Source organism: Mediannikoviicoccus vaginalis (genome assembly GCF_928097925.1).
Taxonomy (GTDB): domain Bacteria; phylum Bacillota; class Clostridia; order Tissierellales; family Peptoniphilaceae; genus Mediannikoviicoccus; species Mediannikoviicoccus vaginalis.
In genome coordinates, this window is record NZ_CAKMRI010000001.1 from 374,997 (window position 1) to 390,335 (window position 15,339).

16 protein-coding genes are annotated in these 15,339 nt (G+C 32.3%); 5 read left to right on the plus strand and 11 right to left on the minus strand.

What is annotated here, in order from left to right; all coding sequences use genetic code 11:
- Window positions 1–67: 67 nt before the first annotated feature.
- From L6651_RS01860 to L6651_RS01875, 4 genes are all read right to left on the minus strand, one after another.
- Window positions 68–487 carry an RrF2 family transcriptional regulator gene (locus tag L6651_RS01860; protein ID WP_237036363.1) on the minus strand — a complete coding sequence of 140 codons (420 nt, stop codon included), beginning with the start codon at window positions 485–487 and terminating at the stop codon, window positions 68–70.
- An 83-nt stretch (window positions 488–570) separates the two neighbouring features.
- Window positions 571–2,982 carry a leucine--tRNA ligase gene (gene leuS, locus L6651_RS01865; protein ID WP_237036364.1) on the minus strand — a complete coding sequence of 804 codons (2,412 nt, stop codon included), beginning with the start codon at window positions 2,980–2,982 and terminating at the stop codon, window positions 571–573.
- A gap of 193 nt (window positions 2,983–3,175) precedes the next feature.
- On the minus strand, window positions 3,176–3,400 hold the full coding sequence (locus L6651_RS01870; protein ID WP_237036365.1) for a YdbC family protein: 225 nt from the start codon (window positions 3,398–3,400) through the stop codon (window positions 3,176–3,178).
- A gap of 9 nt (window positions 3,401–3,409) precedes the next feature.
- Window positions 3,410–3,970 carry a hypothetical protein gene (locus L6651_RS01875; RefSeq protein ID WP_237036366.1) on the minus strand — a complete coding sequence of 187 codons (561 nt, stop codon included), beginning with the start codon at window positions 3,968–3,970 and terminating at the stop codon, window positions 3,410–3,412.
- A gap of 300 nt (window positions 3,971–4,270) precedes the next feature.
- On the opposite strand from L6651_RS01875, the gene L6651_RS01880 reads away from it, so the two are divergent.
- The gene (locus L6651_RS01880; RefSeq protein WP_237036367.1) at window positions 4,271–4,882 is read left to right on the plus strand and encodes a regulatory protein RecX; all 612 of its coding nucleotides are present in this window, start codon (window positions 4,271–4,273) and stop codon (window positions 4,880–4,882) included.
- Window positions 4,879–5,148, plus strand: a complete 270-nt coding sequence (locus L6651_RS01885; protein ID WP_237036368.1) for a GIY-YIG nuclease family protein — start codon at window positions 4,879–4,881, stop codon at window positions 5,146–5,148. The genes L6651_RS01880 and L6651_RS01885 overlap by 4 nt, the downstream gene beginning before the upstream one ends.
- Window positions 5,149–5,164: 16 nt before the next feature.
- On the opposite strand, the gene L6651_RS01890 is transcribed toward L6651_RS01885, so the two are convergent.
- Window positions 5,165–6,058, minus strand: coding sequence for a DegV family protein (locus L6651_RS01890; RefSeq protein ID WP_237036369.1), 894 nt, complete (start codon window positions 6,056–6,058; stop codon window positions 5,165–5,167).
- Window positions 6,059–6,165: 107 nt separating this feature from the next.
- Between L6651_RS01890 and asnA the strand changes: the two genes are divergently transcribed.
- The 3 genes from asnA to ppdK all read left to right on the plus strand — a co-directional run bounded on the left by asnA (window position 6,166) and on the right by ppdK (window position 10,773).
- A complete protein-coding gene (gene asnA, locus L6651_RS01895; protein WP_237036370.1) occupies window positions 6,166–7,179 on the plus strand; it encodes an aspartate--ammonia ligase in 1,014 nt (337 codons plus the stop codon).
- Window positions 7,180–7,316: 137 nt separating this feature from the next.
- Window positions 7,317–8,129: a pyruvate, water dikinase regulatory protein gene (locus L6651_RS01900; RefSeq protein WP_237036371.1), complete on the plus strand. Its 813-nt coding sequence runs from the start codon at window positions 7,317–7,319 to the stop codon at window positions 8,127–8,129.
- 10 nt (window positions 8,130–8,139) lie between these two features.
- A complete protein-coding gene (gene ppdK / locus L6651_RS01905) occupies window positions 8,140–10,773 on the plus strand; it encodes a pyruvate, phosphate dikinase (RefSeq protein WP_237036372.1) in 2,634 nt (877 codons plus the stop codon).
- An 83-nt stretch (window positions 10,774–10,856) separates the two neighbouring features.
- Here the strand turns inward: ppdK and pyrE are convergent, their stop codons facing one another.
- The 6 genes from pyrE to pyrB are packed head-to-tail and all read right to left on the minus strand — an operon-like array spanning window position 10,857 to window position 15,252.
- Entirely contained in the window at window positions 10,857–11,432 is a 576-nt protein-coding gene (gene pyrE / locus L6651_RS01910; protein WP_237036373.1) for an orotate phosphoribosyltransferase, read from the minus strand.
- Between the two features lie 9 nt (window positions 11,433–11,441).
- The gene (locus L6651_RS01915) at window positions 11,442–12,338 is read right to left on the minus strand and encodes a dihydroorotate dehydrogenase (RefSeq protein ID WP_237036374.1); all 897 of its coding nucleotides are present in this window, start codon (window positions 12,336–12,338) and stop codon (window positions 11,442–11,444) included.
- On the minus strand, window positions 12,331–13,059 hold the full coding sequence (locus L6651_RS01920) for a dihydroorotate dehydrogenase electron transfer subunit (protein WP_237036375.1): 729 nt from the start codon (window positions 13,057–13,059) through the stop codon (window positions 12,331–12,333). The genes L6651_RS01915 and L6651_RS01920 overlap by 8 nt, the downstream gene beginning before the upstream one ends.
- Window positions 13,034–13,903, minus strand: a complete 870-nt coding sequence (pyrF, locus tag L6651_RS01925) for an orotidine-5'-phosphate decarboxylase (protein ID WP_237036376.1) — start codon at window positions 13,901–13,903, stop codon at window positions 13,034–13,036. The genes L6651_RS01920 and pyrF overlap by 26 nt, the downstream gene beginning before the upstream one ends.
- Complete coding sequence (locus tag L6651_RS01930; protein ID WP_237036377.1) at window positions 13,904–14,332, minus strand: aspartate carbamoyltransferase regulatory subunit; 429 nt, start codon at window positions 14,330–14,332, stop codon at window positions 13,904–13,906. It abuts the gene before it with no gap.
- Window positions 14,332–15,252: an aspartate carbamoyltransferase gene (gene pyrB / locus L6651_RS01935; RefSeq protein ID WP_237036378.1), complete on the minus strand. Its 921-nt coding sequence runs from the start codon at window positions 15,250–15,252 to the stop codon at window positions 14,332–14,334. Before pyrB ends, L6651_RS01930 begins: the two co-directional genes overlap by 1 nt.
- Between the last annotated feature and the right edge of the window lie 87 nt (window positions 15,253–15,339).

Genomic DNA, 15,339 nt, shown 5'->3' on the forward strand with positions numbered 1-15,339 from the left:
CAATATAGTATATCATAGATTTTTGAAATATTTCAGTTACTTTAAAAGTCAAGAAAACAAGATAAAATTATCTTGTTTTCTTAACATTTCTATCTACCATATCCTGTAAACTTATGGAATTAATTGTATCGTTCATCTCATCTTCAATGACTTGCCAAACTTGTCTTGCAATACAGTGGTCTTCCTTACAACAAACTCCATCGGTACTTGAACATTCTGTAATGCCAAAAAAGTCTTCAGCTGACCTTAAAACATCTCCTACGGTTATATCTTTAGGATCTCTCGTTAAGAAATATCCTCCCTTTGGTCCTCTTATGCTGTCCACTAAGTTATCTTTTTTTAATTTTCTAACCAATTGTTCTAAATATCCCATAGGCAAATCGGTAGCTTTTGAAACTTCGCTTAGAGGAATTGGGTCTTCCCCGTAGTGTCTTGCTAATTCAAACATAGTATGCAGTCCATATCTGCCTTTAGTTGAAAGTCTCATCTTACTCCTCCAAATTACTTAGTATATTAATTCTCGATTAATATTTTATATCACTTATTAAATTAGGATAAAATTTTAAGCATCTATTTTATAACTAGATTAATTATTTTTCCTGACACATAAATCTTTTTAATTATCTTTTTACCTTCTAAAGCATCTTTGAATTCATCACTTGAAATGACTTTATCGAAGATAGATTCTTTTTCTTCATCAATATTAATCTTTATAGTGCCTTTAACTTTACCATTAATTTGTACTGGGATTTCTATTACATCTTCTACTAATTTTGATTCATCATATTCTGGCCAGCTTTGTTCGTGTACTTTGCCATTTTTTATATTTAATTCCCATAATTCTTCAGTTATATGAGGTGCAACCGGATTTAATAGTATTAGGAATGTTTCAAAATCTTTTAAAGTAAGTTTAGAATTTGAATAAAATTCGTTTAATAAAGTCATAAGCTGAGCTATAGCTGTGTTAAACTTTAAGTTTTCGTAGTCTTCAGTAACTTTTTTTATGGTTCTATGAATTTCTCCTTCTAAACTTTCTGAATACTCTTCACTTTTTTCTACCATGTCTTGAAGTTTCCAAACTCTTTCCAAGAATTTTCTACAACCCTTTACACCATTATCTGACCATGGCGCTGACTTTTCAAAATCACCTATGAACATTTCATAAGTTCTTAATGTGTCTGCTCCATAATCTCTTATAATATCATCAGGATTAACAACATTTCCTCTAGATTTTGACATTTTTTCGCCATTGTCTCCAAGAATCATTCCATGGCTTGTTCTCTTTTTATAAGGTTCTTTAGTATTTACTACTCCTATATCGTATAAGAACTTATGCCAGAATCTTGAATAAAGTAAGTGTAGAGTTGTATGTTCCATTCCTCCATTGTACCAATCTACAGGAAGATAATAATTTATTGCGTCCTTTGAAGCTACACCCTTATTATTTTTAGGATCTACATATCTTATATAGTACCATGATGAACCAGCCCATTGTGGCATTGTATCAGTTTCTCTCTTTGCATCTCCACCACAGCAAGGACATTTTGTATTAACAAAACTTTCTATATTTGCCAGTGGCGATTCTCCATCACCTGTAGGTTCATAATTATCTACTTCAGGTAATTTGACAGGTAACTCCTCTTCAGGTACTGCAACCCAACCACACTTTTCACAGTGAACTAGTGGAATTGGTTCTCCCCAATATCTCTGTCTTGAAAATACCCAGTCCCTTAATTTATAATTGGTTTTTCTATTTCCTATCTTTAACTCTTCGGCTTTGGAAATTATTTTTTCTGAAGCTTCTTTAACATCTAATCCATTTATAAAGTCTGAGTTGATTAACTTGCCATTGACTATTTCTGTTAATGGAAGTTCGTCTTTTTCTCCCTGTGAAATTACTTGGATTATTTCAAGTCCAAACTTCTTTGCAAAGTCATAGTCCCTTTGGTCATGGGCTGGAACTGCCATAATAGCACCTGTGCCATATGTTGTTAGAACATAATCTGAAACATATACTGGGATTTCTTTTCCTGTAAATGGATGAACAGCTGTTATTCCATCTATTAAAACACCGGTTTTATCTTTAACTAATTGAGTTCTTTCAAATTCGGATTTCTTTTCAGCTTCTTGTCTGTATGCAGCTATTTCATCCAGGTTTTTAATAATATCTTTATGTCTTTCTAGTAGTGGATGGTCAACTGCTATAACCATATAAGTAACACCAAAGATAGTATCAGGTCTTGTTGTATAAACTTTTATAAAGTCATCTGAGTTAGACACTTTAAAGTCTAATTCGCAGCCATGAGTTCTCCCAATCCAGTTAATTTGTTGCATTTTAACTCTTTCAGGGTAATCAACTTCCGCTAGATCATCTATTAATCTATCAGCATATTCAGTTATTTTAAGCATCCATTGGCTTTTTATCTTGTGTTCTACTTCACTTCCGCATCTTTCGCAGTTGCCGCCTATTACCTCTTCATTTGCAAGTCCTGTCTTGCATGATGGACACCAGTTTATAGGCATTTCCTTTTTATAAGCAAGCCCTTTTTCGAATAATTTTAAAAATATCCATTGTGTCCATTTATAATATTCAGGATCAGTTGTGTCTATTTCTCTGTTCCAGTCAAATGAAAGACCAATTGATTTCATTTGATTTTTGAATCTATCAATATTAGTTTTTGTAATTACTGCAGGATGTACTTTGTTTTTTATGGCATAGTTTTCTGCAGGAAGTCCAAAAGCATCCCAGCCCATTGGATAAAGAACATTGTATCCTTGAAGTCTTCTCTTTCTAGACACTATGTCCATAGCTGTGTATGGTCTTGGGTGGCCTACATGAAGTCCCTGTCCTGATGGATATGGGAATTCTATTAGTGCATAAAATTTCTCTTTATTTTCATCAATTTCCGTTTTAAAAGTTTTATTCTCTTCCCAATACTTTTGCCATTTCTTTTCAATGGCATTAGGATTGTATATGTCCATTTTTCCCTCCAAAATTTAATCTGAATAAGAAAAAACTTTCGTTTCAAAATGACACGAAAGTTAATTTCAGTTAATTAATTATTATTAGTTTTATTATAACAAAATTTTTTTCTTATCTTCTTGTCATTACAAGATTATCTTCTTATTAAAATTTAATTATCTAGTTAAATTGTAGCATTTTAGTTCAATTAAATCAATCTTCAAGCTCTTCTTTAAGAAGTTCTAACAGGATTTTTAACTCATCTTCCGTAAATGTTAGTCCCTTGCTCATTCTTGTATGATCTGGGTTCCATTCTCTTATATCATACTTTGCAGGTCTTTCAGCCCAACTTACAAGATTTAATTCTTTTCTCCATCCCTTGTCATTTTCAGATAGTATACCTAGATTCTCAACGATTTCATATTTAAATTCAGCCATATCTTCCCCCTACATAATGAAATTATTTTTATTTGGAATTACTGCAAGAAGCATACCATTTATTTCCTTTATTATATTGTTTAAGCGATTAATATCATCACTCAAGTCCTCTTCATATTTAAATACACGATTTAATAAAAGTCTATCCTCTTCGTTAAAACTTTGTAGTAATTCATCTAAATTTTCATCAAACTTCTCTCCGCTCTTTACTGCAGAAAAAAGTATGTTTAAAGTTTTGTCTTCATAGATATTTATCTTTTCTAAATCTTCATTCTTTAGTGCATTTAAGGAATTTAAAAGTATTTCATCTACTTCATTTTGCATCTTATTTATTTTAAAGTTTTCAAGAAGTTCTTTAATGCTATAGTATTTTTTCTCCATTACCTTCGACTTCTTTATATTTTCATTATCTAAATGAACACCTTTCATGAACTCTATGTCAATAATAGAGTCTATAGATTCAAGCATTCCATTACTAATATCAGTGTTTAAGTTTAAAGACTTTAAAACTTCAACTTCTTGCAACTTGTAGAAGAGTTCCTTTTGTTTCATGCTTCTTAAATTTTGCAAACTTTTAACCTTTTCTAAGCTTAAATTAAATTCTTTAATATTGTCAATCCTATCATTAATTAATTCAAGTAAATTATCCTCTTTCAGTTACAATCACCCCTATCAAGCTTAAGTTTATCATCAAATAAAAAAGTTTCAAAATTGATTTTGAATTTAATGATATGATATCATTAAACTATAAAAATTTGAACATTAATTTTAGGAGTAAGATATGAAAAAAAATAATTTTATTATTAAGTTAGTCGCTGGATTACTCGTTATAGCTATGATATTCCCTATAATTTTTTCATTTTTTGCAACATGGAAATAAAAGACATTAGTTTTGACGAAAAAAAAGGACTTTTTATAGTCGAGTTTGATAAAAACACTTTGAATGCAAGCTATAACTTATACAATGAACTAAATCTTTCAAAGGGTAAAGTTTTAGATGAAGATGAATTTAATAAACTTAGGGATTTTAATGACTACAATTTGAATTTCTCAAAAGCTCTTAACTTCATTAGTTATAGAATACGCTCAAAGAGGGAAGTGTATGACAAATTAAGAAAAGAGAATGTGTCAAAAAACCATATAGATAAGATAATCTCAAAACTTGAAGAAGATGGATACATCGATGACTATAGATTTGCTAAGGCTTTTTTCGAATCAAAGACAGAAATTAACAAGTGGTCTAATAGAAGAATTGAGTATGAGCTTATAAATAAAGGTATTGATAAAAATATTATAGATGAATTTTCGTTAAATTTTAAAGAACTTGAATTTGAAAACGCCATGGATTTAGTTGAGAAAAAATTACCTCAATGGGAAAACAAATTCGAAGGATTCAAATTAAAGAATAAAATTTATACCTTTCTTTCTTCAAAAGGCTTTGATTATAGTATTATAGAAAAGGTCATTGGTGAACTGATTTGAATTTCGTTTACATTTTAAAATGCAGAGATGAAAGCCTTTATACAGGATGGACCAACGACTTAGAAAAAAGAATCGAGACCCATAACTCTGGAAAAGGCGCAAAGTACACAAGGGGAAGAACTCCTGTAAAACTTATGTATTATGAAGAGTATGAAGATAAGCTTATAGCTCAAAGACGTGAAAGAGAAATAAAGAAACTACCTAGAGAAAAAAAGCTAGAGTTAATAAAAAACAAAAATAATAATGGATTAAAATGTAAAAACTAGGAGTTTAAGCTCCTAGTTACATTTTTATAATCATATATTCTTCTTCAAGATTTTTCTTTAGTAGAGAGAACATCAAAGTTCCTGGGCCTGAATGAGAACTTATAACAGGACCAATTTCATCTATATATATATTTGTGAATCCCATTTCATTTGCAAGTATTTCTTTAAAATCTAAAGCTGATTGTAAAGAATCAGAATGACCTATAATAACGAGCTGATCTTTGTTTATATCTGGATCTGTTTCTTTTTTTGTTAATTCAACAAATTTCTTATATACTTTTTTTATTCCCCTTGCCTTGTCAATCGGAATTAGTCGCCCTTCTTTATCTACATGAAGTACAGGTTTGATATTAAGCATTCCTCCTACAACTTTTTCTGCTGCGGATACTCGCCCTCCCCTGTAAAGATATTTTAAATCATCTACAGTAAAATATGTTAAAGTAGAATCTATAAGTTCATTTATTTTTAATACAACATCATCAAAATTCATACCATTTTTTATATATTCTACTGTTCTTCTTACTAACAAACCAAATCCATAAGAAGCAAGTTTTGAATCTATTACTTCTATAACAGCATTCGGATTTTCGTCCAGTAACATATTTTTAGCTAATCTTGCAGAATTTATCGAACTTGTTATACCACTTGATAATACTAATAAAATAACTTTATTCCCCTTTTCAGTTTCTTTTAAAAAGGCTCTATAATATTCATCGATTGGTATTTGAGCTGTTGTAAAGACATCTCCCTCACGCATTCTTTCATTTAATTCCTTAGATGTTATGTCTATTCCATCTTTATATTCTACTTCATTGCAAATTGCAGTAAAAGGTAATATGCCTACATTATATTTTTTAGCCAGCTCCTGAGATAAATCGCATCCCGAGTCAACTAAAAGTTTTATACCCATTTTATCACCTCACTTTTGTTTATTATAACATGAACATTGACCTAAAATCCATCTTTAAGTATACTATTAATGTTAATTAACAATTTAAATAATAGGAACGTGATGAAATGAGTAATTTAATAATACCAAAAGATTATAAATCAAGTCTTGATTTGATAAAGACTCAAAAAGCTATAAAGTTAATTAAAGATTTTTTTCAAATCAATCTATCTAAAAAATTAAATTTAATAAGAGTATCTGCTCCACTTTTTGTAGATAAACAATCTGGTTTTAATGACAACTTAAGCGGAACTGAAGTACCAGTTTCATTTAAAGTTTCTCAAGATGGTGAAGAAGTTGATCTTGAAATAATACATTCACTGGCAAAATGGAAGAGAAACGCACTTTCTTCATATAATATCGAAGTTGGTCAAGGGCTATACACAGATATGAACGCCATAAGATCTTGCGAAAATTGTGACAACACCCACTCCTACTATGTAGATCAATGGGACTGGGAAAAAGCTATCTCTCCTAACGAAAGAAGTGAAGAATACTTAGAAAAAGTTGTTAGAGATATTTATGATGTGCTTTTAGATACTGAAAATATGTTATTCGAAACCTATGATGACTATAATAAAATTTTGCCTAAGGAAATAACTTTTATTACTACATTTGAGTTAGAGGAAATGTATCCAAATAGTTCATTTGAAGAAAGGGAAAAACTATTTGCAAAAGAAAAAGGTGCTATTTTTATTTCAAAAATAGGTAGAAATTTAAAATGTGGCAAACCTCACAGCATGAGAGCTCCTGACTATGATGACTGGGATTTAAATGGAGATATTATTGTTTGGAATCCTATATTAGATGATGCTCTTGAACTTTCTTCCATGGGTATACGTGTTGATTCCGAAGCATTGAAGAAACAACTTGAAGAATCAAAAACTACTAATAGACTTAACTATGAGTTCCATAAAAATTTAGTTAATGGAAAATATCCTGAATGTATCGGTGGAGGTATTGGTCAATCAAGACTATGTATGTTCTTTTTACAAAAAGCCCACATTGGAGAAGTTCAAGCAAGTACTTGGCCTAAGTCTATGATTGAAGAATGTAAAGAAAACGGAATAAATTTACTATAATAATTCAAACTCATATTCGAGATTTTAACAATCTTTAATATGAGTTTTTAATTTATTGAGAAAAACGGTATCATTACACTTAAATTAAATCGAAAATTAATGTATAATAGTATTAGAATTTGTTTTGAGGGAGAAAAATGCTGAAACTTATTGTAATATCAGACTCCACTGGAGAAACTTGCGAGCAGATTGTTAGAGCTGCTTTTGCACAATTCGATATAGAAGAAAGGGAAATCGAGAGGCATTCTAATGTTCGAAATATAGAAGTTCTTAACAAGATAACCGATAAAATTGATAATTCTGAAAAAACTATCTTGTTTTATTCTCTTGTTGATGAGCATCTAATTGAACATTTGAAAAAGATTTGTGAGCTTAAAAACTTGCACTCTGTCGATATCTTAACTCCGGCCATAATAGCCATTGAAAGGGTTTCTAATTTGGAACCAAAGACTAAGCCAGGTGCCCTTAGAAATCTTGATGCTCAATACTTTAAAAGAGTTGACGCCATAGATTTTGCTGTGCGCTATGACGATGGTAAGGACCCAAGAGGTGTGCTATCTGCAGATGTAACTATTATAGGGGTATCACGTACTTCCAAAACTCCCCTATCAATGTACTTGGCCAATAAGAACTTCAGAGTGGCAAATATTCCTCTTGTGCCTGAAACACCAGTGCCTAAGGAAATTTTTGAAGTGCCAAGTAAAAAAATAATTGGGCTTACTAATTCACCGGTTAAACTTAATTCTATAAGAAAGTCAAGACTTCAATCGCTTGGCTTACCATCTAACTCTTCTTATTCAAATCTTGATAGGATATTGTTAGAACTAGAGTATGCCCATTCGATAATGAAGAAAGTAGGATGTCCTATAATAGATGTTTCTGATAGGGCTATTGAAGAAACAGCTGAAATAATTATTAGACATCTAAGAAAAATTAATAATAGGTTGTAGGAGGAATCAAATGACAAAAAAGTATGTTTACGATTTTTTAGAAGGTAATAAAGATATGAGAAACCTTCTTGGAGGAAAGGGAGCTAACTTAGCTGAAATGACAAACTTAGGACTTTCAGTACCTCCAGGATTTACTATTACGACTGAAGCTTGTAATAGATACTATGATAAAAATGAAAAGCTTTGGGAAGAGCTTTTAAACGAAGTAAGAGAACATATTAAGACCACTGAAGAAAAGTTAAACAAGAAGTTTTCTGACACAGAAAATCCTCTACTATTCTCCGTTAGAAGTGGCGCTGTTATCTCAATGCCTGGAATGATGGATACAATTTTAAATCTCGGTTTAAATGACGAATCTGTTATAGGCTTGGCTAATTCAACCGGAAATGAAAGATTTGCATTTGATTCATATAGAAGATTTATTCAAATGTTCTCTGATGTTGCTATGGAAATACCTAAGGTACATTTTGATACAGCATTGGATAATATGAAAGAAGATAGGAAAGCTGAACTGGATACAGATCTAACAGCCGAAGATTTAAAGCAATTAGTTTCAGAGTACAAGGAAATTTATAAAGAAGAAACGGGACATGATTTTCCTCAAGATCCTATTGTACAACTTGAACATTCAATAGAAGCAGTTTTCAAATCATGGAATAATCCAAGAGCAAAAGTATATAGAAAACTTAATGGTATTGACGATTCTCTTGGAACTGCAGTAAATGTTCAATCAATGGTTTTTGGTAATATGGGAGAAAATTCTGGTACAGGTGTTGCCTTCTCAAGAAACCCTGCTACAGGTGAAAATAAATTATTCGGTGAATACTTAATGAACGCTCAAGGCGAGGACGTAGTTGCAGGTATTAGAACACCTCATGAAATTATTGCACTACATGAAGAGATGCCTGAAGTTTATGATGAGTTTTTAGCAACTGCTGAAAAGCTTGAAAATCATTATAAGGATATGCAAGACCTTGAATTCACTATTGAAAAAGGAAAACTTTATATCCTACAAACTAGAAATGGAAAGAGAACTACTCAAGCAGCATTAAATATTGCTGTTGACTTAGTTGAAGAAGGCTTAATTTCAAAGGAAGAAGCTCTTTTAAGAATTGAGCCTCTTAGTTTAAACCAACTTCTACACCATACTTTCGATGAAAAACAACTTCAAAGTGCTGAACTTATTACTAAAGGGCTAGCTGCTTCACCAGGTGCTGCCAGTGGTAAGATGTACTTCCATGCACATGATGCTGTAGAAGCTGCCAAAAATGGAGAAAAAGTTATTCTTGTTAGACAAGAAACTTCCCCAGAAGATATTGAAGGAATGGTAACAGCAGAAGGTATCCTTACAGCAAGAGGCGGAATGACATCCCATGCTGCAGTAGTTGCAAGAGGAATGGGAAAATGTTGTGTTGCCGGCGCTTCTGATATAGTTGTTGATGAAATATCAAAAGTTATGAGAACATCTAAATATGTTCTTCATGAAGGAGATTATATATCATTAAATGGTAGTGACGGTTCAATCTATCATGGAGAAATTAAAAAAGTAGAACCTACCCTATCAGGAAACTTTGAAAAGTTTATGTCTTGGGCAGATGAAATCAGAGATATGGGCATTAGGACAAATGCGGATACTCCAAGGGATGCTAAACAAGCACTTGCATTTGGCGCCGAAGGAATTGGACTAACCAGAACTGAGCACATGTTCTTTGATGAAAATAGAATTCCTATTGTTAGAGAAATGATTTTATCAAAGACTTTAGAGCAAAGACAAAAAGCACTAGAAGAATTAAGACCTATGCAAGAAAAAGATTTCTATGAAATCTATAAAGTAATGGGAGAAAAATCTGTAACTACAAGATTACTTGATCCTCCTCTACACGAATTCCTTCCAACTAAAAAAGAAGATATTGAAGCTCTAGCTAAAAAAATGAATCTTACTTTTGACGAAGTTAACGATACTGTTAATGATTTGAAGGAAGTCAACCCTATGCTTGGTCACAGAGGCTGTAGACTTGCAGTGACATATCCTGAAATATACCGTATGCAAGCAAGAGCAATCATTACAGCTGCATTAAAATTAAAACAAGAAGGAATTAATGTAACTCCTGAAATAATGATTCCTCTTATAGGAGATTTAAAAGAACTAAAATATGTTAAGGCTGAAATCGTTGAAGAAATTAATAGTGTGTTTGAAGAATTCAACTCAAATGTTGAATATAAAATAGGTACAATGATTGAAGTTCCTAGAGCTGCATTACTTGCTGACGAAATCGCTAAAGAAGCCGACTTCTTTAGTTTCGGTACAAATGACATGACTCAAATGACATTTGGTTTCTCAAGGGATGACGCAGGCAAATTCCTAACAGACTATGAAGAAAAGAAGATTTATCCAAGAAGTCCATTCGAAGAAATTGATGTGGATGGCGTTGGTAAACTTCTTGAAATAGCTACTGAAGGCGGAAGAAAGACAAATCCGGATATCCACCTAGGTATTTGTGGTGAACATGGTGGCGATCCAAAATCAATCGAATTCTGCTATAGTACAGGACTTGATTATGTATCCTGTTCCCCATACAGAGTTCCTATTGCAAGACTTACTGCTGCACAAGCTAAGGTGAAAAAAGATAGAAATATAAAATAATATTATAGAGAGCTGTCTATTGATGGCTCTCTTTTTATTTTAAAATAAAAAAAGAGTTGCCCTTGGACAACTCTCAAATTATATTAGAATTTTTTTCTACTACCAGGTTTTACAAGCTCAAGTCCTTCTTTACAGAATGGACAGTCTTCTTTATCATAAATATTTATTTCAAGGCTTATGGCTGGATATAATTTTGTTCCAATATCCCTTCCTGAAGTTCTATCAGCTAAGCATGCAATTCCTAAACAGTTCGCCCCATGGTCTTCAATAACTTTGATAGTTTCAAATGAACTCTTTCCAGTTGTAACAACGTCTTCAACTACAAGCACATTTGCTCCTTCAGGGATTTCAAAACCTCTTCTAAGAGTCATAACATCATCTTGTCTTTCAGTAAAGATTGCGGGAACCCCCAATGCTCTTCCAAGTTCATAGGCTATTATTATACCTCCCATTGCTGGTCCAACAACTAAATCAACTTTTATACCGTCTGCATCAATTTTTTCTTTTATAATTTTGCATACTTCTTCAGTCTTATCAGGATATTGTATAAGTTTAGCACATTGAATATATCTATCGCTGTGTTTCCCTGATGATAATAAAAAGTGTCCTGTTAATAATGCCTTACTTTCTTCTAATAATTCTAAAACTCTATTTTCCATTTTATCCCCCTAAATAATTCCTCTTATTTCATCTAAACTCTTAATTCCCTGTTCAACCATAAACTTTTCCATTCCTTCCACTATTTCAACCATAGCGTTAGGGTTAACAAAGTTTGCCGTTCCAACTTGTATTGCAGTTGATCCTACCATTATATATTCAATGGCATCTTGCCAGTTCATAATTCCACCAATACCTATAATAGGCACATTTACAACTGACGCTACATCATGAACCATTCTTAATGCAATTGGCTTTATTGCCGGACCTGAAAGGCCTGCTGTTATGTTTGAAAAAACTGGTTTTTTATTATAAATATCCACAGCTAATGCATTAAATGTATTTACCAGTGAAAGTGCATCTGCCCCTGCTTCAACACACTTAACCGCCATATCTTTAATGTTCTCAGCGTTTGGAGAAAGCTTTACTATTAAAGTCTTTTCGGTTGCATTTCTAACTTCCCTCACGACTTCTTCCGCTATATCACATTTAATTCCAAATGCCATTCCACCTTCTTTTACATTAGGGCAGGAAATATTAAGTTCAATCAGTTCAATGTCGGTTTTGTTTAGTAATTCAATTGATTTTAGATATTCATCTATTGTAGCTCCACCAACATTAACCAATATTTTAGTATCATAATCTCTTAAAAATTCAAGATCATTTTTTATAAATTCTTCAGTAGAAGGATTTTGAAGCCCAATGCTATTCATTATTCCTGATGGTGTCTCATGAATTCTAATGCCTCTATTACCTGGTTTTGCTTTAAAAGTTACTCCAGAAGTTGCAATTCCACCAATCTTATTAAAGTCTACATATGGTTCGTATTCTCTTCCAAATCCAAATGTACCAGAAGCTGCAATTACAGGATTATTTAAAACAGAGTTACATAATTTTGTACTAAGCATCAAAAATCACCTCTTCTCCCTTAAATATAGGCCCTTCGTGGCAAACCCTCTTTACTCCCTTTGTGGTTTCTATTGCGCAGCCATAGCACGCACCTATTCCACAAGCCATGTGAGCTTCTAAAGAATAAAATGACTTTCCTGATAGCTCCCTTTTTTGAAGTGATTGCATCATTGGATTTGGCCCACATGCAAATACATAGTCATATTTGTCCTCTATGATATCTGTTACAAGTCCCTTATGACCTTCATCCCCAGTTATTGTAGTTATATTTACATTGTCCGCATGTTTCCTAAATTCGTTCATTAAATAGCTTTTATCATAGAATCCACAGTATATGTCTACTTTTCCTTTTAAAGTCTTTGCAAGGTACATAAATGGTGCTATGCCTATACCACCAGCCACTATGGCACAATTTTCCACTCCTTCTGTTGGAAAGCTGTTTCCTAGAGGTCCCAATAATTTGATATATGCTCCCTCTTTTAATTCAGAAAGGATTCCTGTTCCCTTACCAACAACCTTATAAAGAAAGGAAATTTTATTTTCTTCTAAATCGTATATACTAAGTGGTCTTGGAAGTAATGGGCTATCATCCCAAGCCCTAAGCATATAAAACTGTCCTGGTTTGCCTTCAAATTTTCCTTCAAGTTCCATTAAATAGATGTCATCTTGAATATGTTTGTTAAGAATAATTTTACTATCCCTGTAATTTTTCTTCTCCATATATATCCTTTCTCATTTTAAGTACCGCATCTCTTGTACATTCTTGGAATTTCTTTTCTCCACCTTCAACCTTTTTATAAGCTGTTATTATGCCTCTTGAAGAGTTTACAACACCACCATTAAAGTCGTTTAGGTAAAGTCTAATATCTTCTGCCTTTCCCCCTTGTGCACCGTATCCTGGAATTAAGAAGAATGAGTTTTCGTATCTCTCTCTAATTTCTTTAGCTTCTTCGCTATATGTTCCTCCAACTACAAATCCTAAAGAACTGTATCCACACTCCCCTATTATTTCTTGCGCCATTTTATAAATGTTATCGCCAATTGTGTAATACATAGGTTCATTATTGTACTCTAAATATTCGATGTCTTTTGCTCCTGGATTTGATGTTCTAAGTAATACGAAAACACCTTTGTCTCCATTTTTTAAATATTCCATATATGGAGTAATGCTGTCATATCCCATGTATGGATTAAGTGTAATGAAATCTACTTCAAAATCACCTGTAAAATGAGCTTTTGCATATTCCTTTGCTGTATTAGCAATGTCACCTCTTTTAACATCACCTATTGAAATGCAGTTTTTATCTCTAAGATATTTTAAAGTTCTGCTATAAGCCTTTAAACCTTCAATTCCCATGGCTTCATAATAAGCAATTTGAACTTTGTAAACTCCAGTGATGTCATATGTTGCATCTATGATTTGTCTATTGTATTCGAATACAATATCTTCAACACTTGAACTCATGTTTTTGATATTTTCAGGTATATAATCCATTGATGTATCAAGCCCTACACATACAAAACCCTTTTCTTCAACTGATTTATAAAGCTTATCGATTATCATTTATTCCTCCTTGTCATAAATTTGATCACAATATGCACATTTATATAATTTTTGTTCCCTATCTATAAGTTCAAATCTATGAACTATGTTTCTTTCACTTGTAGAAATACAACGAGGATTTTTGCATTGGATTACATCTTCAACCACCTCAGGAAGTTCTACATTAATCTTTTTAATTATTTTTTGATCTTCAATTATATTTACAGTTATTGTTTCATCAATTAATCCAAGAACTCTCAAGTCCAAATCAATTACATTTTCTATTTTTATGATGTCTTTTTTACCCATTGCCTTTGAACTTGCATTCATTATTAGTGCCACAGAGTAATCTGCTTTGTCTAAGTCAAGCATTTCATATAGCATATGTCCATGACCTGCTTTTATATGGTCTATTACAATCCCTTTGTTAATACTATTAATTGTTAACATTATTTCACCCCTAGTAGTTTTAATATAAGTGCCATTCTAACAATTACACCGTATCTTACTTGCTTAAAGTAAACCGCCCTTGGATCGCTGTCTACTTCTACGGCTATTTCATTCACCCTTGGAAGTGGATGTAGTATCGCTAAGTCCTTCTTAGCATTTTCTAGTTTTTCTAGAGTTAATATATAAGAATCTTTAAGTCTTATATAATCTTCTTCGTTAAAAAATCTTTCTCTTTGTACTCTTGTCATGTATAGAATATCTAAGTCTTGCATAACTGAACTAAGTTTTTCAGTTTCTACAAATTCAATATTTTTATTTCTTAATACTATTTTTATATACTCTGGAATTTTTAATTCTTCTGGTGATATAAACACAAATTTATTGTTAGGATACATACTCATTGCCTTTACAAGTGAATGAACTGTACGGCCGAATTTTAAGTCACCACAAAGACCAATAGTTAGGTTTTCAAATGTACCTTTTGTTTGCATGATTGTAAGTAAGTCAGTAAGGGTTTGAGTTGGATGTTGATGTCCTCCATCACCTGCGTTTATTAAAGGCACAGTTGTAAAGTCCTTTGATAATGTTGCAGATCCTTCTTTAGGATGTCTCATTGCTATTATGTCAACATAGCTACTTATGGTTTTTACTGTGTCTGCTAAGCTCTCTCCCTTTGCTGTAGATGATGAAGCACTCTCTGAAAAGCCTATACAATCTCCACCAAGTCTGTGAATTGCTGACTCAAAACTAAGTCTTGTTCTAGTTGATGGCTCAAAAAAAAGAGTCCCTAGAATCTTACCAGTACAACAACTGGAAAAACTCTCAGGACTCTTAATTATGTCTTGAGCTAAATCCATTATTTCGCTTATGTCTTCTTTAGAAAAATCATTAATCTCTATTAAATCTCTGCCAGATAACATTTTTTATGCCCCCTCTTTATTTTTTCTTAAACTAAGATACCATTTTAAAATCATATTGTCAAATAATTTTACAAAATTTTCCCAAAA

What these genes read in the sequence shown, in the direction of transcription:
- L6651_RS01860 (WP_237036363.1), bottom strand. Translation starts at nt 487, where the DNA reads ATGAGACTTTCAACTAAAGGCAGATATGGACTGCATACTATGTTTGAA.
- L6651_RS01920 (WP_237036375.1), bottom strand. Translation starts at nt 13,059, where the DNA reads ATGGAGAAGAAAAATTACAGGGATAGTAAAATTATTCTTAACAAACAT.
- ppdK (WP_237036372.1), top strand. Translation starts at nt 8,140, where the DNA reads ATGACAAAAAAGTATGTTTACGATTTTTTAGAAGGTAATAAAGATATG.
- L6651_RS01915 (WP_237036374.1), bottom strand. Translation starts at nt 12,338, where the DNA reads ATGCTTAGTACAAAATTATGTAACTCTGTTTTAAATAATCCTGTAATT.
- asnA (WP_237036370.1), top strand. Translation starts at nt 6,166, where the DNA reads ATGAGTAATTTAATAATACCAAAAGATTATAAATCAAGTCTTGATTTG.
- pyrE (WP_237036373.1), bottom strand. Translation starts at nt 11,432, where the DNA reads ATGGAAAATAGAGTTTTAGAATTATTAGAAGAAAGTAAGGCATTATTA.
- L6651_RS01880 (WP_237036367.1), top strand. Translation starts at nt 4,271, where the DNA reads ATGGAAATAAAAGACATTAGTTTTGACGAAAAAAAAGGACTTTTTATA.
- L6651_RS01930 (WP_237036377.1), bottom strand. Translation starts at nt 14,332, where the DNA reads ATGTTAACAATTAATAGTATTAACAAAGGGATTGTAATAGACCATATA.
- leuS (WP_237036364.1), bottom strand. Translation starts at nt 2,982, where the DNA reads ATGGACATATACAATCCTAATGCCATTGAAAAGAAATGGCAAAAGTAT.
- L6651_RS01900 (WP_237036371.1), top strand. Translation starts at nt 7,317, where the DNA reads ATGCTGAAACTTATTGTAATATCAGACTCCACTGGAGAAACTTGCGAG.
- L6651_RS01870 (WP_237036365.1), bottom strand. Translation starts at nt 3,400, where the DNA reads ATGGCTGAATTTAAATATGAAATCGTTGAGAATCTAGGTATACTATCT.
- pyrF (WP_237036376.1), bottom strand. Translation starts at nt 13,903, where the DNA reads ATGATAATCGATAAGCTTTATAAATCAGTTGAAGAAAAGGGTTTTGTA.
- pyrB (WP_237036378.1), bottom strand. Translation starts at nt 15,252, where the DNA reads ATGTTATCTGGCAGAGATTTAATAGAGATTAATGATTTTTCTAAAGAA.
- L6651_RS01890 (WP_237036369.1), bottom strand. Translation starts at nt 6,058, where the DNA reads ATGGGTATAAAACTTTTAGTTGACTCGGGATGCGATTTATCTCAGGAG.